15 protein-coding genes and 1 riboswitch are annotated in these 18,661 nt (G+C 31.4%); of the genes, 2 read left to right on the top strand and 13 right to left on the bottom strand.

All coding sequences use genetic code 11. The features are described from left to right. Nucleotides 1-17 precede the first annotated feature (17 nt). The 4 genes from CPJCM30710_RS00140 to CPJCM30710_RS00125 all read right to left on the bottom strand — a co-directional run bounded on the left by CPJCM30710_RS00140 (nt 18) and on the right by CPJCM30710_RS00125 (nt 4,804). Complete coding sequence (locus CPJCM30710_RS00140; RefSeq protein WP_212902132.1) at nt 18-1,523, bottom strand: ABC transporter ATP-binding protein; 1,506 nt, start codon at nt 1,521-1,523, stop codon at nt 18-20. A gap of 180 nt (nt 1,524-1,703) precedes the next feature. Next, on the bottom strand, nt 1,704-2,807 hold the full coding sequence (locus CPJCM30710_RS00135; RefSeq protein ID WP_212902131.1) for a BMP family ABC transporter substrate-binding protein: 1,104 nt from the start codon (nt 2,805-2,807) through the stop codon (nt 1,704-1,706). A 155-nt stretch (nt 2,808-2,962) separates the two neighbouring features. After that, entirely contained in the window at nt 2,963-3,535 is a 573-nt protein-coding gene (locus CPJCM30710_RS00130; protein ID WP_212902130.1) for a xanthine phosphoribosyltransferase, read from the bottom strand. Nucleotides 3,536-3,721: 186 nt separating this feature from the next. After that, nucleotides 3,722-3,823: riboswitch (purine riboswitch) on the bottom strand. 147 nt (nt 3,824-3,970) lie between these two features. Continuing rightward, nucleotides 3,971-4,804 carry an SEC-C motif-containing protein gene (locus CPJCM30710_RS00125; RefSeq protein ID WP_212902129.1) on the bottom strand — a complete coding sequence of 278 codons (834 nt, stop codon included), beginning with the start codon at nt 4,802-4,804 and terminating at the stop codon, nt 3,971-3,973. Between the two features lie 289 nt (nt 4,805-5,093). Here CPJCM30710_RS00125 and CPJCM30710_RS00120 point away from each other — a divergent pair, with 289 nt between their 5' ends. Together CPJCM30710_RS00120 and CPJCM30710_RS00115 are read left to right on the top strand one after the other, a co-directional pair. Next, a complete protein-coding gene (locus CPJCM30710_RS00120; protein ID WP_212902128.1) occupies nt 5,094-6,647 on the top strand; it encodes an FAD-dependent oxidoreductase in 1,554 nt (517 codons plus the stop codon). Between the two features lie 200 nt (nt 6,648-6,847). Next, entirely contained in the window at nt 6,848-7,285 is a 438-nt protein-coding gene (locus CPJCM30710_RS00115) for a hypothetical protein (protein WP_212902127.1), read from the top strand. A 302-nt stretch (nt 7,286-7,587) separates the two neighbouring features. On the opposite strand, the gene CPJCM30710_RS00110 is transcribed toward CPJCM30710_RS00115, so the two are convergent. The 9 genes from CPJCM30710_RS00110 to CPJCM30710_RS00075 form a co-directional block, all read right to left on the bottom strand. After that, a complete protein-coding gene (locus CPJCM30710_RS00110; protein ID WP_212902126.1) occupies nt 7,588-8,760 on the bottom strand; it encodes an ABC transporter permease in 1,173 nt (390 codons plus the stop codon). Further along, nucleotides 8,738-9,472, bottom strand: a complete 735-nt coding sequence (locus CPJCM30710_RS00105; protein ID WP_212902125.1) for an ABC transporter ATP-binding protein — start codon at nt 9,470-9,472, stop codon at nt 8,738-8,740. The genes CPJCM30710_RS00110 and CPJCM30710_RS00105 overlap by 23 nt, the downstream gene beginning before the upstream one ends. Before the next feature lie 48 nt (nt 9,473-9,520). Continuing rightward, on the bottom strand, nt 9,521-10,804 hold the full coding sequence (locus CPJCM30710_RS00100; RefSeq protein ID WP_212902124.1) for an efflux RND transporter periplasmic adaptor subunit: 1,284 nt from the start codon (nt 10,802-10,804) through the stop codon (nt 9,521-9,523). A gap of 40 nt (nt 10,805-10,844) precedes the next feature. Then, complete coding sequence (locus tag CPJCM30710_RS00095) at nt 10,845-12,719, bottom strand: HlyD family efflux transporter periplasmic adaptor subunit (protein ID WP_212902123.1); 1,875 nt, start codon at nt 12,717-12,719, stop codon at nt 10,845-10,847. A gap of 216 nt (nt 12,720-12,935) precedes the next feature. Next, complete coding sequence (locus tag CPJCM30710_RS00090; RefSeq protein WP_212902122.1) at nt 12,936-14,171, bottom strand: sensor histidine kinase; 1,236 nt, start codon at nt 14,169-14,171, stop codon at nt 12,936-12,938. Next, nucleotides 14,164-14,850 carry a response regulator transcription factor gene (locus tag CPJCM30710_RS00085; RefSeq protein ID WP_212902121.1) on the bottom strand — a complete coding sequence of 229 codons (687 nt, stop codon included), beginning with the start codon at nt 14,848-14,850 and terminating at the stop codon, nt 14,164-14,166. Before CPJCM30710_RS00085 ends, CPJCM30710_RS00090 begins: the two co-directional genes overlap by 8 nt. 322 nt (nt 14,851-15,172) lie before the next feature. Further along, a complete protein-coding gene (locus tag CPJCM30710_RS17970; protein WP_281413938.1) occupies nt 15,173-15,307 on the bottom strand; it encodes a hypothetical protein in 135 nt (44 codons plus the stop codon). A 60-nt stretch (nt 15,308-15,367) separates the two neighbouring features. Further along, entirely contained in the window at nt 15,368-16,267 is a 900-nt protein-coding gene (locus CPJCM30710_RS00080) for a tRNA 2-thiocytidine biosynthesis TtcA family protein (protein ID WP_212902120.1), read from the bottom strand. A 297-nt stretch (nt 16,268-16,564) separates the two neighbouring features. Continuing rightward, nucleotides 16,565-18,463, bottom strand: a complete 1,899-nt coding sequence (locus tag CPJCM30710_RS00075) for an APC family permease (protein WP_212902119.1) — start codon at nt 18,461-18,463, stop codon at nt 16,565-16,567. Between the last annotated feature and the right edge of the window lie 198 nt (nt 18,464-18,661).

Genomic DNA, 18,661 nt, shown 5'->3' with positions numbered 1-18,661 from the left:
GTAACCCTCTCCTTGTATTAGCATTTTGCACCAACCATCATTAGACCAAGCTTTTCTCTTGTTGCTTCTTCTGCCTTTATCGTTCCACTTTCTGCTCCATCACATAAAACCATGATTCTATCACAAAGCTGCATTAAAACATCAAGATCTTCTCCAACAAAAAGCACCGCTGTCCCCTTGCTCTTAGCCTCATTTATAAGATTATATATTGTAAAACAGGTATTAATATCAAGTCCTCTTACCGGATATGCCATAATTAATAATTTAGGATTTGAACTTAGCTCTCTTCCAAGAAGTATTTTTTGGATGTTACCTCCTGAAAGATACTTGATAGGGTAATGTATACTCGGAGTCTTTATTTCTAAAGCCTTCTTTAAGGATTTAGCCTTATCAGCAATCGGTTTTCTATTTATAAGAAATCCTTTTTCTGTATAATAAGATTTTAATAAAAGATTATCTACCATATCCATTGAAGCTACAAGTCCCATTCCTAATCTATCTTCAGGAATAAAGCTCATACTTATCCCCTTTTTAACAAATTCCCTAGGATTCTTTCCCTCAAGATTTTCTCCTTCAAAAACAATTTGTCCATTTTTCACTTTACTTATTCCTGCAATTGCCTCACAAAGCTCTTTTTGACCGGATCCTGCAATTCCAGCTATCCCTAAGACTTCTCCTTCTCTTATATGAAATGAGAGTTTTTTTAGTGCTTCTGCACCTTCTTCATTAAGGACTGTAAGGTTATTCACTTTTAAAAGCTCTTTACCAATCTTGCAATCGACTTTTTCTATTGATAAATCAATAGAACGTCCCACCATAAGATCAGTAATTTCCTTAGGATTTGTTTTTTCCTTATGTAAAGTTTTAATTGTTTCACCTTTTCTAAGTATTGTTATCTTATCACAAATCTCCATTACTTCATCCATCTTATGCGATATAAAGATAAGAGCACACCCCTGTTCCTTCATCTTTCTCATGATCTTAAATAGTTTTTCTGTTTCTTGAGGGGTGAAAACTGTTGTTGGCTCATCTAGTATTAATACCTTAGCCCCCCTATATAAAACCTTAAGTATTTCAAGATTTTGTCTTTCACCAACTGACATATCTGAAACATATTTATTTAAGTCCACTTCCAATCCATATCTGTCACTTATGGACTTAATCTCCTCATCACTCTTCTTCTTGTTGCTAAAGATTCCACCCTTATGACCTAGAACAATATTTTCTCTAGCAGTCATTGCCTCCACAAGTTTAAAGTGCTGATATATTGTTCCTATACCACAATTCATAGCTTCCTTTGGAGATGTAAACTTCACCTTATTCCCATTAAACTCAATATTCCCGCTATCTGGCGAATAGACTCCTGAAATAATACTAATTAAAGTACTTTTTCCTGCCCCATTTTCTCCTAGTAAAGCATGAATTTCACCAGGATATATATTAAGATTAATGTTTTTATTTGCTGCCACCTTACCAAAACTCTTACTTATTCCTTTTAATGATATTAAAGGTAATTTATTCATTTCTTCCTCCAATATAATTTGAACTGAAGAAATAGTTTCTTCAGTTCAGATTTATAATGTTATTAAGATAACCAAGTATAGTACTGAATGAATTTAGAAAACAACCTAATTTTTAATTACCTTTTATAAAATTCTAAATTCAATTAAGAACTTGTATACCTGTAATATTGAATTTTATTATTATTGATTTGGAATTGTTCCTTCTACACCTTCAACAAACCAGTTTATATTCCAAATAGCATCATCTGACATAACTTCTCCATCTTTGACCTTTAAGTTTCCACTCTGATCCTTTATAGGTCCAACAAAAATCTTATTCTTACCTGTTTTTATATCTTCCTTAGTCTTGTCAACTATAGCTTTAGCGTTATCTGGAGCATTTGCAGTAAGTGGAGCTAAGTCTACTATATTATCAGCATATCCTCCCCAGTACTTTTCTGCCTTCCAAGTTCCATCCATAATAGCTTTAACTTGTTTTACATAGTATGGACCCCAATTCCAAACTGCTGAAGTCATATTTGCCTTTGGAGCAGTCTTACTCATGTCCGTATTATAACCTATAGAAAATGCACCCTTAGCTTCTGCTGCTTGTTGTGGACCAGCTGTATCTTGATGCTGAGCTATAACATCTGCACCACCATCTAATAACGCTAGTGCTGCGTCTTTTTCCTTTGCTGGGTCATACCAAGTATTTGTCCAATTAACTTTAACTTTAACATTTGGGTTAACTGATTTTGCACCTAGAGTGAACGCATCAATATTTCTTATAACTTCTGGGATTGGAAACGCACCAACAAATCCAAGTGTGTTAGTCTTGGTTTTAAGACCAGCAACTATACCATTTAGGTACATCATTTCATGAATTCTCCCAAAGAATTGCCCCATATTCGCAGCGGTCTCATAACCTGAACAGTGAAGGAATTTTACATCTGGGTACTTCTTTGCAGATGTAAGTAATCCCTCTTGGAAACCAAAACTAGTACCAACTATAACGTTAGCTCCCTGGTCAATCATATCATTAACAACTCTTTCTACTTCTGCCTTATCCTCTTTAACTGATTCCTTGTAAATCGTATCAACTTTTAGCTCTTTTTCAAGGTATTGCCTTCCTTGATCATGTGAATAAGTATAACCACCATCACCTATCGGTCCAACATAGATAAACCCAACTTTCACCTTATTATCTGCCTTTTTTACATTTTCTGTTTTTGCTTGCCCACATCCTACGAAAAAAAGTGATGAAGCAATCACAGCACTTAATGATACTTTTAAGAATTTTCTCATGATTATTCCTCCTTTAATTAAATAATTTTTAAATAATCGAGCTTATTCTCCTTTAATTAATTTTTAAAAATAACCTGCACTTTTTACTGCTGTTTCTAAAAGTCAATATGACCTATGAATTTATTTATCTATAGTTTAAAACAAAACTATAAAAATTATTTAAAATAAACTTTACTATCTTCCATTTTTTCTACTATGGCTAAAGATTCAACTCTAACACCAAGTTTCTCAATTTCTGTTCTTCCTTCTTGAAATCCCTTTTCTATAACTATTCCTACTCCAGCTACTTCAGCACCTGCTTGGCGTACAATATCTATTAGCCCAATAGTAGCACAGCCCGTAGCTAAAAAATCATCAACTATTAGCACTCTTTCTCTTTCTTTTAAGAAACTCTTACTGACTCTAACTTTATAGGTTTTTCTCTTAGTAAATGAATGAACAGAACATTCAAAAACTTCATTATCTATATTTAAACTTTCAGTTTTTTTTGCAAAAACTACTGGAACATAATCAAAATATTGTGATGCAATACCCGCAATAGCAATTCCCGATGCTTCTATTGTTAATATTTTATCTATTTTTTCTCCATCAAACCTTCTTCTAAACTCTTTACCAATCTCATTCATAAGCTTTATATCCATTTGATGATTAAGAAAACTATCAACCTTTAAAACATTATTTCCTCTAACCTTACCGTCTTTTACTATTCGTTCTTTTAATAAATTCATGCTCTACATCCTTTCTATTTTTATAAAAGATATGAAAGCGCTAACTTTTTTCTATCAAAAGTTAGCGCTTTAATAACTACCGATAATCAGAGAAATAAACTGAAATTTCACTTTCTAACAAAAAGTAAACAATATAAAACTCTAATCATTCTTTATAAACATACGATTATTTCCGAGCAAATCCTATGGAATAAATCATATATTCGTAGTCAGGTAGTTTATGGCTCCCTGGTAGAAACGCTTGAACCCCATCTTCAAACTTATACGAACTGAACAATATATAATTTTAACATGAAAAACATTCACTATTTTCTTACGAAAGTATGTTATACTATACAAAAGAAAAAATCAATAACTTTTTAAAAAGTTATTGATTTTATTTATAAAATAATTTTATCACAAAACCACGGTTGTAGATTATTCATGTATAATAAACTATATTTTTCTATTAATATCATGAAACCCGTTATTAAACCATTGAATTAGAGGTTTCATAACTGGTGTTTTCTCATTATTAACTATCTCATGCATATTTTTAAATCTTACTACCGCCATAGAAAGCTGATTTATAGCTATCCTTCCAATGTTTGCCGGAGCAAGTGCTGGCCTTATTATTTCTCCTTCTCCTTTACAATTCTCAGCAGCTGAAAATACTATAAAGCTTCTGCATACTAAGGGTCTAACTTCATACAAACCACAGCTATTTTCTTTTGTTAAAAAGATACATGGTTGTTTTCTATCTAAGTATTTTTTAATGATCTCTTCTTTATTCTCTCCACTACTCTTAATGATTTGCTCAAATTGCTCATTCATACACTTTAATCTTAAGATAATGTTATCAATTTCTTCTTGGGAGAAATTATCTTTAACATACCTTCTAATAAGCTCAGCTTCGATAGGAGTACATTCAAGATAAAGTGAACAACAAGTCCCACACCCCTTTTGACAAGGAGCATACCCTGAAAATTGATTTAATCCTTTATCAACCTTTTCATAAATTACTTTTAAATGATCTAATGCTTTACTCACTGCAAAGGTATCATTTTTTTCTATCACATTATATATATTTTCTAAAAAGAACTTAGTTATTTCATCATAGTTCTCCATATTCTTTGTTTGATTGAAAACCATTTCTTTTCCTTCATAGTTTTTTCCTAAGGTATAATACTCTTGCTTCTTCTTCATACAGCAGCTTTTGAAAATTTCTCCACTACCACATGGACATGGTTCATTAACTTTTATATTAAATCTTTCTTCTTTTGTTCCCACATTTTACCCCCTACTCTGTTTTAGTCAAGTATTATTTATTCAACTTCCTAAAAGAAATATAAATACTTTTTATACACTATAAATTCTATACTATACTTTTTTTATTATAACCTGATTAAAAGAAATACACCACTCGAAAAACAAGTTTCTTCCTTATTCATACTAGAATATAAATTAAATAAAAACAAAAACTAAAAACAAAATGGAATGGGCATAAAACCTATTGAATTTTTATCAGATTTCACTTTGTAAAATGATAGCAAATAAAAAACTATAAAGGAGAATCTTTATGGAAAATAATTTTCAATTAGGTAAAATTAATAATGTACCTTATTGGATAAGTTCTACCCCAAAAACTAATTTTCCACCGCTAAAGGAAGATATAGCTATAGATTATGCAATTATTGGTGGCGGTATAAGCGGTTTAACTACTGCATATTTTCTAGCAAAAGAAGGTTTAAATGTTGCAGTATTCGAGGCTGACAGGATTTGTGAAGGTACTACTGGACGAACTACAGGAAAAATCACATCTCAGCATAATCTTCTTTACTATAAGCTTATAGAAAAGCATGGCTATGAAATAGCAAAATCATATGCTGATGCTAATGATACAGCTATTGATTTAGTAGAAAGTATTATCAATACAAATAACATCGACTGTGATTTTCAACGTCTTCCAGCCTTTGTGTTTACACAAGAAGATAATTATATAGCAGATATTCAAAGAGAAGTTAAAGCAGCACAAGATATCGGGCTAAAGGCAAATTATCACTCTACAATTTCGCTTCCTTTAGATATAAAGGCAGCCATAAGCTTTGATAATCAAGCTCAGTTTCACCCTAGAAAATATCTACTTTCACTATCGTCATTAATAACTAAATTTAAAGGATTAATATTTGAAAATACTCCTATTATATCAGTAGAAGCTGGAAAACCATGCATTCTTACAACTAAAAAAGGAAATAAAATTAAAGCTTCAAATTTAATTATCTGTTCTCATTTTCCTTGTTATGATGGATTTGGTCTCTACTTTACTAAGCTTAATCCAAAACGGACTTACATACTTGCTATTAAAGCTAAAGAGCCATTTCCTAAAGGAATGTTTATAAATGCAGAAAAACCAAATAGATCTTTAAGATATCATCCTTGCGAAGATGGCGAACTTATACTTGTTGTTGGCGATAGCCATAAAACTGCTCATGGTGAAAGTGAAGATACCCACTACCAGAACCTTTTCAATTTCTCTAATGAACTATTCACAGTTGAGGACGTTAGATATAGGTGGTCTGCTCAGGATTATACTACTCCAGATGACCTTCCTTACGTAGGAAGGCTAACTGGAACTACAGAAAATATTTATGTAGCTACGGGGTTTAAAAAGTGGGGTTTGAGTAATAGTACTGCAGGTGCCATGATTATAAAAAATTTAATAATAGACGGTAAAAGTCCTTGGTTTGATGCATTTAATCCATCTAGAGGCTCTTCTTTCACTTCAAAAAGTTTCTTCTTGCAAAACTTTGATGTTGGAAAAGAATTAATAAAAGGAAAAATCAATATTGGAAGCACCGATATAAATTTAGAAAAAGGTGAAGCAAAAATTGTACAAATCGACAGAGGTAAATACGGTGCTTATAGAGATATGGATGGAAAAATACATATTGTTGATACAACGTGTACACATATGGGCTGCGAAGTTAAATGGAATAAGGCAGAAAAATCTTGGGATTGTCCTTGCCACGGTTCAAGATTTAGTTATACAGGAGATAATTTAGAAGGACCTGCTGCTTATCCATTGAACTATTATGGAGAAGATATTAATAGAATTCATCCTAATATTCTTTAGTAAACTTAAAACCATATGAACTACAGCTACTTTTAAGAATGAATAGATTCGTAGTCAACAATTCTACCAAAGCAAATTTATCCACACTAACGTTCGTTTCAACTTCACAAAAAACAAGTTCTTTCTTTGTAATATTTTTGACACATAAACCTTTTTTTCGACATATCCTACACTATAGATATTTTGTGAGGTGAAAAAATGTGTCAAATTCAAGTGAAACTGCAGCTACATGCTACAATGATGATATGTTGACTTATTTACAGAGGCTAATTCAAGACCAAGAACAACTTCAAGCTCAGCTTCAAGCCCAGCTTCAGAGACAAGAACAACTTCAAAATCAGCTTCAAGAACAACTTCAATCTCAGGCACAATCTCAGGAACAAGGTCAATCTCAGGAACAAGGTCAATCTCAGGTAGAAAATGATAATGATGTTGAAACTGAGAGTAATCCAATTACACTTAGCAATCTAGGAAATAGTAATGTTACTGTTACTGTAGCTCCTAACGAGCCAATTATTATTATTATCTTAATTTTATTATTAAACACTGGGGCACTTGCAGGATTGGATGGTTCTTTACTAAAAGACTATCTAAACACATTACTAACAAAAGAAAATATTAATTCTGCTAAAGGTTAACAAATAACCTCTATTTGGAGATTATTTTTTGGTATATTGTGAGGGTTCACCTAGGGAAAGTGCCCCTCTTAAATTACCCCTTTACCAAACCCAATATTTAACTAATAAAATTTAATAAACATCGAGTCTATTAAATTTGAGCCAGATTTCACTTTGTGAAATGTCATCAAATAAAAAAGCAGCTTGCTAATGAACTATCATTAAGCCTAATTCAAGCTGCTTTAAATTATTTTTGTTAACTTTTATAAATACACAATTTAATTTCTTAATGATTTAATTGTGAAGTTGTGTATCTATATTGATTACTCAAATCTTAATGCATCTATAGGATTTAGCTTAGAAGCTTTATTTGCTGGATATATACCGAATACCATTCCTACTAAAACTGAAAATATAAATGCTTCAATTACTATATTATTAGAAATAACAACATTGATTTTAAGTAAACTTTGTGCACCATAAGCACCTAAAAATCCAAGTAATACTCCTAATACTCCTCCTAAACTACTTATGCTTGCTGCTTCAACTAGGAATTGTAAAAGTATAGTTGCTCTTTTAGCTCCAATAGCTTTTCTAATTCCTATTTCTCTTGTTCTTTCTATAACAGACACAAGCATAATATTCATAATACCAATACCACCTACTACTAGGGATATGGCAGCAATTCCACCGAGCATAGCTGTCATGCTTTCAGTAGTAGTGTTTGCAGTATCAAGAAGACTAGTTTGGTTAAATATTCTATAACTTTTTGTATCGTTGTTATATTTTTTATTTAAGAATAACTGTAAATAAGACATAGCATCATTAACTTTATCTTTATCTTCAGCCTCAATATAAAAAGTCTTTATGTTTGTGGTTTTTAAAAGCCTTTGAGCTGTAGAAAGGGGTACTATTATTCTATCGTCACTAGATCTAGCGGCAGAGGTTCCTTGCGATTGAAGTACACCAACTATAGTAAACTCTATCCCATTAACATACATAGTTTTGCCTACTACATTAGTAGTACCAAATATGTTGCTTGCTGTTTCTGTTCCAATTACAGCAACCTTAAACCTATTATCTACGTCTCTATTATTAATAAATCTCCCTGCACTCACTCCTATTTTTCTTATTTCTGCATAGATTGGAGTAGACGCCTCCAAACTTGTAGTAGCAGACTTATCTCCTGCTTTTACATTTATATTGCCCTGAGTCAATGCAGGTGCAATTTCCTTAATGCCAGGCTTGGTCTTTAAATCACTAAGTTCCTCCTCCGTAATTGCTGCTGTTCTATTCCCTGTAATACTAACAGTTATAAGATTTGTACCCAACTTTTCTATCTGATCAGTAACTTGTTTCTTAGTTCCTTCGCCTATTCCTACAAGTACAATTACTGATGATATTCCTATAATTATACCTAACATAGTTAAGAAAGATCTTATTTTATTACTCCAAACTGAAGCCAAGGAAATTTTAATTAGTTTCGTCAGTTTCATAAGCTACTTCATCCTCCTTCCAACTATCAGAGGTAATTCTCCCATCTTTTACAGTAATCATTCGCTTTGCTTCAGATGCTATTTCCTTATCATGGGTAATCATAACTATTGTATTTCCCTCTTTATTTAAATCCTTTAGCATCTGCAGTACTTCTTTTCCTGTCTTACTATCAAGAGCACCTGTTGGCTCATCTGCTAAAATTATTTGTGGTTCTGTAACTAGTGCTCTAGCTATAGCTACTCTTTGTTTCTGTCCTCCTGAAAGCTCAGTAGGTTTATGCTTAATATGAGTTTCAAGTCCTACTTTTTTCAGAACTTCCATTGCTTTTTGCCTAACTTTATTACTAGAAACTCCTAAATATAAAAGTGGTAACTCTACATTTTCTAATACATTTAACCTAGGTAGTAGATTATAATTTTGAAAGATAAAGCCTATCTTCTTATTCCTTATTTCTGCTAACTTTGAATCACTACATTTTGTATCTAACTCATCTAATATATATTCTCCGCTTGTAGGATTATCTAGACAACCTATAATATTCATCAGAGTAGACTTTCCTGCACCTGACGGTCCAACAATCGCTATATATTCTCCTTTATTAATAGTTAAATTTACATTATCTAAAGCCTTAAAATCACTGCTACCCATTCGATAAATTTTATTGATGTTTCTCATCTTAATTACTTCTTTTTCACTTAAATTATCTTCCATAAAAAACCATACTCCAATATAGATGCATCAAGCGTATTTGATTGCTACTTAATTTCTATTTCCGCCACCTTGTTGTCTTGTTCCACCATTACCTCCGCCGAAACCTGCCCCAAAGTTTCCACCACCTAGACCTCCACCTAAGCTGTTTCTATTATTCGTATTAGTTGTTGAAGTACTAACTGGTAAATTAATTAAAACCTTTTGATTTTCTGTAATTCCCTCTACTATTTCAACGTAATTTTCATTTTCAAGTCCAGTTTTTACTTGAACCAACTTACCAGTACCAGTGGAAGTGCCTCCTGCATATCCCTGCATATTTCCTCCATTTCTACTTCCTTGACTATTACCTCCGATAGATTGACCATTTTGAGTTGATGTATTTTGATTATTTTGATAAGCATTTCTCTTATCAGAACTGCTATTCCCTGTATTTGAATTTGAGCTATTACTTTCACTATTTTGAATCATCACATACTTGTTGCCATTCCTATCAATTAATGCTTCGGAAGGTATTGTTAATGCGTCATCCTTACTATCAACTAAAATATTTACATTTGCATTCATACCAATTTTAATATCAGTTGGATTTGCTATTGCAACAACTACATCATAGGTCGTAACATTATTAGTGCTTGTACCTAGTTGTGCTATAGATTCTACCGTACCGTCATAAATCTTATCCTTAATTGCATCAAATTTAACTTCAGCCTTTTGTCCTTCCTTTACTTTAGCTATATCAAGTTCATCTACTGCTACTTTAATTTTCATTGAACTTGGATCTACTATTGATACTATAGACTTTCCTGATTGTACACTATCTCCATTGCTATTATTTACAGCAGTTATTACTCCACTTACTGGAGCTTTAACAGTCATGTTATTTACTTGCTGCCAGGTACTATTAAGTTGATTTTGAGCATCACTAACAGATAAATTATTCATAGCTGTTTCATTGTCATTTTTAGAATTTGCTAATGTAAGCTTCGCCTTATCTAAGCTATTTTGTGCCTTAGTTATATTTTGTCTAAGATCATCACTATCAGAAGTAAAGAGCTTTGTACCTGCTTTAACTGTATCTCCTACCTTTACATTTAAATCTTTTAATATTCCATTATTATTAGGTGATATATCTTTAGATGTCGCTGCATAAGCACTGCCAGTTCCCTGAATATTTACCTGCATATTCGTTTTTTTAGCAGTAACTGTTATATACTGATTAGCTGTCGCAGCAGCTTTGCTAGTAAAAAACTTATTATATCCATAATATCCACCCAGGACAACTATACCAATAGTTAAGCATGTTATTAACCCCTTAATTAATTTATTTTTCATGATTAATCCTCCCTGTTCTTTTAGTAAAGATGATTGTTTTTTAGTTATTTCTCACATTATTTCCACCTTGAGATCTTACTCCACTGAAGCCTCCACTAACGCTATTTCTATTATTCGTATTACTTCCTAAAGTACTTGTTGGTAAATTAATTAAAACTTTTTGTCCTTCTGTAATTCCATCTACTATTTCAACGTAATTTTCATTTTCAAGTCCAGTTTTTACTTGAACTAACTTACCAGTACTAGTGGAACCACGTCCTGCATATCCCTGCATATTTCCTCCATTTCTATTTGCTTGTCCATTACCTCTGATAGATTGACCATTTTGAGCCGATGTATTTTGATTATTTTCACCACCATTTGCCTTATCAGAACTGTTATTACTTGTATTTAAGCTATTTCTTTCACTATTTTCAATCATGACATACTTGTTACCATTTCTATCAACTAATGCTTCTAATGGTATAGTTAATGCGTTATCCTTACTATCAACTAAAATATTTACATTTGCATTCATACCAATTTTAATGTTAGTCGGATCTGTTATTACAATAACTACATCATAGGTAGTGACATTATTTGTAGACGTACCTATTTGTGCTATAGATTCTACTGTACCGTCATATACCTTATCCTTAATTGCATCGAATCTAAGTTCAGCCTTTTGCCCTTCCTTTACTTTAGCTATATCCAGCTCATCTACTGCTACTTTAACTTTCATAGAACTTAGATCTACTATTGATAGTACTCCTGATTGTGTACTTCCGCTGCTACTACTTGTCCGACCATTACTACCACTACTATTTAATTGTCCACTTGTACTGTTTCCACTACTTTGTCCGTTACCGCTACTGCTATTACCTTGTCCACCACCACCACTGCCACTTGATTGTCCGCTACTACCACCACTACTTGCGTCTACCTTGTCACCATTGCTATTATTTACTAATGCTACTAATCCATCTATTGGAGCAGTTACAGTCATTTTATTCATTTGCTGCAACGCATCATCAAGTTGACTTTGAGCATCCTTTACAGCCAAAGTATCTATAGCTATTTTGTTATTATTTTTAGCACTTGCTAATGCAGATTTCTGCTTATCTAGGTTCTTTTGTGCATTAGTTACATTTTGCCTAAGTTGATCACTATCAGATACAAAAAGCTCTTGACTAACTTTAACTGTATCCCCTATCTTTACTTTTAAATTCTTTAACACACCATTATTATTAGGTACCACTTCTACTTTTTTCTGTGGAGAACTTGGGTCTGCTATTACTAGTACTACTGTTCGTGCATTATCACTATTATTATTTACTTGACCATTGTTACTACTTTTGTTTACCTGAGTATTGTAGCTACTACCACCTGTTTGTCCACTATCAGCTTGTATATTATCACCATTTTTATTATTTACAGCAACTATTACTCCACTTATTGGAGCAGTTACAATCATTTTATTTACTTGCTTTACAGCATCATTAAGTTTATTTTGAGCATCAGTTACAGCTGCATTGGCTTTTGCCACTTGATCATTATAATTACTCTGATCAATTGATAGTGTAAGCTTCTGCCTATCAAGATTATTTTGTGCATTAGCTACATTCAACCTAAGATCATCACTATCAGAAGTAAAAAGCTTCGCACCAGCTTTAACTGTATCTCCTACTTTTACATTTAAATCCTTCAATACTCCAGTATTGTTAGGTACTATATCTTTGGAAATTGCCACATAAGCACTACCTGTTCCTTGAATATTTACCTGCATATTCATTTTTTTAGCGGTAACTGTTATATACTGATTAGTTGCTGCAGCAGTTTTACTAGAAAAATATTTCTTATATCCATAATAACTACCTACAGCAACTGTACCAATAATTAAACAGGTTATTAATCTTTTAATTAATTTGCTTTTCATCATTAATCCTCCTGCACTTAAAACTTATATATAACTTCATAATCGCAACTTAACTTCACAGGCTTTTATAAAAATTATCTATTTGAAACCTTAAAAATTCCTTAAAAACTCCTTAAAAACCCCTTAAAAATCCTAATTGTGCTATCTATTTTACAATTAGGATTACCATTCTATTTATAAAAAAAATCGTAATCAAAGATATGATTACGATTTAATCTATATAGACTCCCTTTTTTCAATTGGCAGGCTTACTTTTATTATTGTTCCTTTGGGCGAGTTAGCATAACACTTTATCGTACCATTATGTTTATTAACTATCCACTGAGCGATAGATAACCCTAATCCAGATCCACCGGACTCTCTAGATCTTGCTTTATCTTCTCTAAAAAATCTTTCAAAGATTTTTTCTTTATTTTCTGCTTTAACTCCAATCCCATTATCTTCAACATTAATTATATATTTATTGTCCTTTATAAAACTTTTTACTATTATAGTTGCACCTTCTTCTGTATACTTTATAGCATTATCTAATAATATCACTAACAGTTGATGTATTCTTCCTTCATCACAAAAAAGTTTCATATCATCTAATGCTTCAAAAACTATATTTTTATTTTGCATTTCTCCAAGTTCTATATAGGGTTCAATTATTTTAGAAATTAATTGTGTCATATTGGTCTTTTTCTTTTCTACTTCTGTAGTATTTGAATCTGCTCTTGCTAAAGTCAGCAAGTCTGACACCATTTTAGAAATTCTTCTGGTTTCCGACAATGCCGGACTAATATTCTCAATTTTATCTATAATTTTTGAGTTAGGATATTTAAGCAACATCTCAAGTCTAGATTGTATTATTGTTAGTGGTGTTCTAAGTTCATGAGATGCATTTTCAACAAATTCCCGCTGTTTTTTCCATGAGTTTAGTATAGGTATCATACTTTTATCTGCAATATACCAACTAGCGCCTATAGAAATTAAGAGTATTATAATTCCGCCTAAAACCAAAATATTCAATAAGTTTTTTAAAACATCTCTTTCTGCATTAGTATTGGCCAATAGCTGAACTGTAAAAGTTTTATCTTCTATTTTAACTGGAAAGGCAATAGATCTGAAGCTATAATTCTCTAAATTGACATCAAAGATTTCATTAAATTTCTTTGGTCTAAGCTTCCTTTCATAAGTTTTATAAAATCCACTAATATGACCACCTTGTATAAGTTCTCCTCTTTCATTTCTTATAACAGCTATAACTCTAGGATTCGCTACAGGAATAAATATCTCTAGATTTGATGATACCTTATTAAATAACTTTTTACTTATAATTAGCTCCTTATCTACTCTTACATACTGATTAGACCTTATGTAACTATAAATTATGAAGCTAAAAATAGAAAATATAATTACAAAAACAGTAATATTAGCTGCTAGTAATCTTAATCTATTTCTATTAAACATTATCCTCTTCTCCCGTAGTTAACATATATCCTAATCCTCTAATAGTTTTTATATACTTTTCATAACAATACTTCTTAAGACATTTTCTTAAATTGCTTGCATATACCTCTACTACATTAATAGTAGTATCTGAATTAAATCCCCAAATCCTATCAAAAATTTGTTCTTTAGTTACAATAGAATCCTTATTGTTTATTAAGTATTGTAGAAGTTCAAACTGTTTTCCTTTTAAAAATACTTCGTCACCACTAATAAATAACATTCTTTTTTTAACATCCATCTCTAGCTCTTTAAATTTTAATACATTGTTTGATATCATTACACCACTTCTTCTCACTATTGCCTCAAGTCTAACTATTAACTCTTCACTATAAAAGGGCTTTAGCAAATAATCATCTGCACCTAACTTAAAACCTTTTATCTTATCATCAATAGAATCTTTAGCTGTTAATATTAATATTGGAGTTGTAATTGAATTTTCTCTAAGTTTACTTAAAACTTCATATCCATTTAAACCAGGAAGCATCAAGTCTAAAATTATTACATCATAGATATTCTGTAGTGCTAAGTATAATCCTTCTTCCCCATCCGCTGCATATTCATATTCAAACAACTCACTAATACTTTGTCCAATAGTGTCTAAAAGTAATTTATCATCTTCAATAATTAATGCTTTCATTTCAAGCCTCCTATTATATAGATGCACAAACTTACAATTTAATCTTTTAAAAATCATTGAAAAGTAAGACTCTTTTTTGCAATCCACTAAATATTAAAGTTATTTATCTTTAGATACATAACTTAATAATAAATTCAGAACCATAAAAAATAACTTCTAATATTTTAACACATATTATAAATTAGATATAATAAACTCTTGTATAAAATAAGGAATAATAATATATTATCTTACTATTAATATATCAAAAAAGACTATTCTTAAAATATCTATCATTCTAAGAATAGTCTTTTTATAACTTATAATAAATTATAAACATTAATTATTTTTTCAAATATTTTGGCTGTGGCTTATTTGCAGTATGCGATGTATGGGTTTGCACCACATCAGATGTTATTTCAAAATCAACAGTTTGTTCTGCTAGCCTACGTTTATCAGTTTTTTGACCCTTAGACATAATACCCCTCCTTTATATATATAGGATTATTATGCTCAAGAATAAAATAATATATAACCTTTATTCTTCTACATCTTCAACTGAAACTTTAATTTCCTCATCATCATAAAAATCCAAGAATGAATACTTATTTCCACCTTTTTCCCATCCTAAAATAGAATCCATACTTACATTTTGTGCAGCTTTAAATATAGATTTTTCAACATCCTTAAAATTCTTTTTTAACTCTTCAATCATATCTTTTATCTCATAACGCTTGTTTCCTATCTTTTCTGCAGCTACCATACAAGCACAGTTAAGTGGCCAAATACCTGAATTTTGAGTAAATCGTTTTATATACGCTTCCTCTATGTAATACATAGGTCTTATAAGTTCAATACCCTCAAAGTTTGTAGCTCTAAGCTTAGGCATCATCGTCTTAAAATTTCCTCCATAAAGAACATTAAGTAGAGTTGTCTCAATAACATCATTATAGTGATGACCTAAAGCCAACTTATTGCACCCAAGTTCCTTTGCCTTATTATATAAAGAACCTCTTCTCATTCTTGCACACATATAGCATGGATAATCCTTTGCTATTTTGTCCACAACATCAAAAATTCCTGACTCAAATATGTGGATTGGTATATTTAAATAATTGCAGTTGTCAATAAGGAGTTCCTTTATTTGTGGATGATATCCAGGATCCATGGCGATAAACTCAAGCTCAAAGTTAACTTGACCATGCCTCTTTAACTCTTGAAATAGCTTTGCCATAAGCATGCTGTCCTTACCACCAGAAATAGCGACCGCAACTTTATCTCCTTCTTCTACCAAGTTATAATCCTTTATAGCTCTTACGAACTTTGACCATATATGCTTCTTATATGTCTTTCTGATGCTTCTTTCTATTTCCTCAAGTGGTTTTCTTTCATTAAATGGTACTATCACATCACAACCTGTTCCAGCAATACCACTCATATTATCACCTCATCTATAATTAAAAAATAAATTTCTATAAATACTAGCATATTATATCATCAAAAACTAAATTTGTCTTGAAAAATGTACCGCAGTCATTTCTCCATACGCTTAACTTTATAAGTAAAAAATAATGCCTATGATTTAGAGTATTCCCTAAATCATAGGGATAACTATACATTAAGTATATATACCTACAGCTTATTATTTACATAACATTTTAACCAATTATTTATAACTTTTCAGCATCATTTCTCCATATCATGAAATGAAAAAGACGACTACTGTCGCCTTTCTCTAGGATGCTGTATCTGTTTTTGGATAAGATTCTTTATTTTGTACTGAAATTTCACTTACATTATACTGATCATGAATTATAAATGGAACTGTGATAACAGCTATATTCTTCTTCTTTAAAAGAGTACTCCTTATAAATACAGCTGTTTGATTGTGCAGTATAGTTCCCCACCATTTTTCCGTTGAAAACTGTGGAAGTACAACAGTTACTATATCATATTTTGTAGTTCTAAATTCATCGGATTCTATAAAATCTACAAGAGGTTGAACAACCTCTCTATATTCAGATTCTTTAATTACTAGAGGAATCTGAATATTATATTTTTTCCATTTTTCCTTAAGTTTTTGTGTTTCTTCTTCATTAGTGGAAACATGGAAAGCAGTAATATCGTCTGAAAGACATTTCGCATAATTTATTGATTTAATGACAGCTTCATTCAATCCTGCAATAGGAAGAATAAACCTTCTCGCTACTTTACTGTTAAATATCGGGAAATAGTTATTTTCTAAACTTAACTGACTAGCTACTTTGTTATAATGCTTTTTTATTCTCTTCATAAGTAATATTGCTAAAGGAAGTAATACAAATACAAGCCATGCACCATGTGTAAACTTATTTATTGATATTATTATAGCTGTACAAAAAGTAATTAAAGCACCAAATCCATTTATTAGGGCTTTATGTTTCCATCCTTTTTCTTTACCTCTATACCACTTCATTACCATACCACTTTGAGAAAGAGTAAAGGATATAAATACACCAACTGCATATAAAGGTAATAGAAAGTGATTCTCTCCTTGAAAAACTATTACAAGAATTGCTGCTGCAATAGCTAACATCAAAATACCATTTGAGAAACTTAGCCTATGCCCTCTTTTATTAAACTGTCTTGGTGCGTATCCATCTCTAGCAATAAATGAAAGAAGTAAAGGAAAATCTGAGAATGCAGTATTTGCAGCCATAATTAGTATACAAGTTGTTGCAAATTGCATTAAGAAAAACAGAAAACTTCCTTGACCAAATACCTGTTCTGCAATTTGGGATATAACAGTTTTCTCAAGGCTTGGAACAGCATGATATATAGTTGAAAGATATGATACCCCACCAAATATCAAAATTACTATTAAGAACAAAAAGGCTAACACTTTTTTAGCATTTTTTGTTGCCGGCTCCTTAAAGTTTGCTACTCCATCACTTACTGCTTCTACTCCTGTTAATGCAGTACATCCTGCAGAGAATGCCTTTAAGAATAAGAATACTGTCATATCTCCAAAGGTTTCACTAACACCTTCAACCGGTATAGCTGTATAACCAAAAAATAAATATTTTATTATTCCTGTTAAAATCATAATTATTGTCATAATCAAAAAGAAATAAGTTGGAACACTAAAAATTTTTGCCGAATCACTTATACCTCTTAGATTTCCTAATGTCATTATACCAATTATCACTAATGTTAATGGAATCTTATGTGGCAAAAGAAATGGAAAGGCTGAAGTTATTGCTGCTACTCCTGCTGTTGCACTAACTGCCACCGTTAATATATAGTCTATAGTTAAGGAGGCCCCTGCTACAAGACTCGGTATCTCACCAAGATTTTCTCTAGATACTATATATGAGCCTCCTCCTTTAGGATAGCTATCTATAGTTTGGCGATAAGAAAAAATTAGAATGCTTAACAATGCAATAATTGATAAAGTAACATAAAGCAAGTAATTATAAGAGATTATGCCCATTATAGGAATCAACACCCATAATATTTCTTCACATGCATAAGCAACAGAAGATATAGCATCTGATGATAAAATTGGTAGTCCCCTAAACACACTAAATTTTTCATGATGCAATTGCGAAGATTTTAATGGTTGTCCTATTAAATACTTCTTAAAATTCCCCATATTATTTCTCCCTTAATTCTGTAGTTTTCTAATTATTACGTAGAATTTTGTATATACTGAGGTATTATAACACGCCCATATCACTCCATCAAATGCATAAGATAGTGATAAAATAATAATATTTTACACCATTATAAGCTTATCACTATCTATTATCATTAATTAGCATTAATTAATAAAATTTAAGCTTATATAGAC

Origin of the sequence: Clostridium polyendosporum, from assembly GCF_018332455.1 — a bacterium.
GTDB lineage: Bacteria > Bacillota > Clostridia > Clostridiales > Clostridiaceae > Clostridium_AY > Clostridium_AY polyendosporum.
The sequence above is the reverse complement of the archived record's forward strand: the minus strand, read 5'-3'. Positions and strand labels throughout refer to the sequence as shown.

Bases quoted from the DNA above. Each gene is read 5' to 3' on its own strand.
- CPJCM30710_RS00140 (WP_212902132.1), bottom strand. From the start codon at position 1,523: ATGAATAAATTACCTTTAATATCATTAAAAGGAATAAGTAAGAGTTTT.
- CPJCM30710_RS00135 (WP_212902131.1), bottom strand. From the start codon at position 2,807: ATGAGAAAATTCTTAAAAGTATCATTAAGTGCTGTGATTGCTTCATCA.
- CPJCM30710_RS00130 (WP_212902130.1), bottom strand. From the start codon at position 3,535: ATGAATTTATTAAAAGAACGAATAGTAAAAGACGGTAAGGTTAGAGGA.
- CPJCM30710_RS00120 (WP_212902128.1), top strand. From the start codon at position 5,094: ATGGAAAATAATTTTCAATTAGGTAAAATTAATAATGTACCTTATTGG.
- CPJCM30710_RS00110 (WP_212902126.1), bottom strand. From the start codon at position 8,760: ATGAAACTGACGAAACTAATTAAAATTTCCTTGGCTTCAGTTTGGAGT.
- CPJCM30710_RS00105 (WP_212902125.1), bottom strand. From the start codon at position 9,472: ATGGAAGATAATTTAAGTGAAAAAGAAGTAATTAAGATGAGAAACATC.
- CPJCM30710_RS00100 (WP_212902124.1), bottom strand. From the start codon at position 10,804: ATGAAAAATAAATTAATTAAGGGGTTAATAACATGCTTAACTATTGGT.
- CPJCM30710_RS00095 (WP_212902123.1), bottom strand. From the start codon at position 12,719: ATGAAAAGCAAATTAATTAAAAGATTAATAACCTGTTTAATTATTGGT.
- CPJCM30710_RS00090 (WP_212902122.1), bottom strand. From the start codon at position 14,171: ATGTTTAATAGAAATAGATTAAGATTACTAGCAGCTAATATTACTGTT.
- CPJCM30710_RS00085 (WP_212902121.1), bottom strand. From the start codon at position 14,850: ATGAAAGCATTAATTATTGAAGATGATAAATTACTTTTAGACACTATT.
- CPJCM30710_RS17970 (WP_281413938.1), bottom strand. From the start codon at position 15,307: ATGTCTAAGGGTCAAAAAACTGATAAACGTAGGCTAGCAGAACAAACT.
- CPJCM30710_RS00080 (WP_212902120.1), bottom strand. From the start codon at position 16,267: ATGAGTGGTATTGCTGGAACAGGTTGTGATGTGATAGTACCATTTAAT.
- CPJCM30710_RS00075 (WP_212902119.1), bottom strand. From the start codon at position 18,463: ATGGGGAATTTTAAGAAGTATTTAATAGGACAACCATTAAAATCTTCG.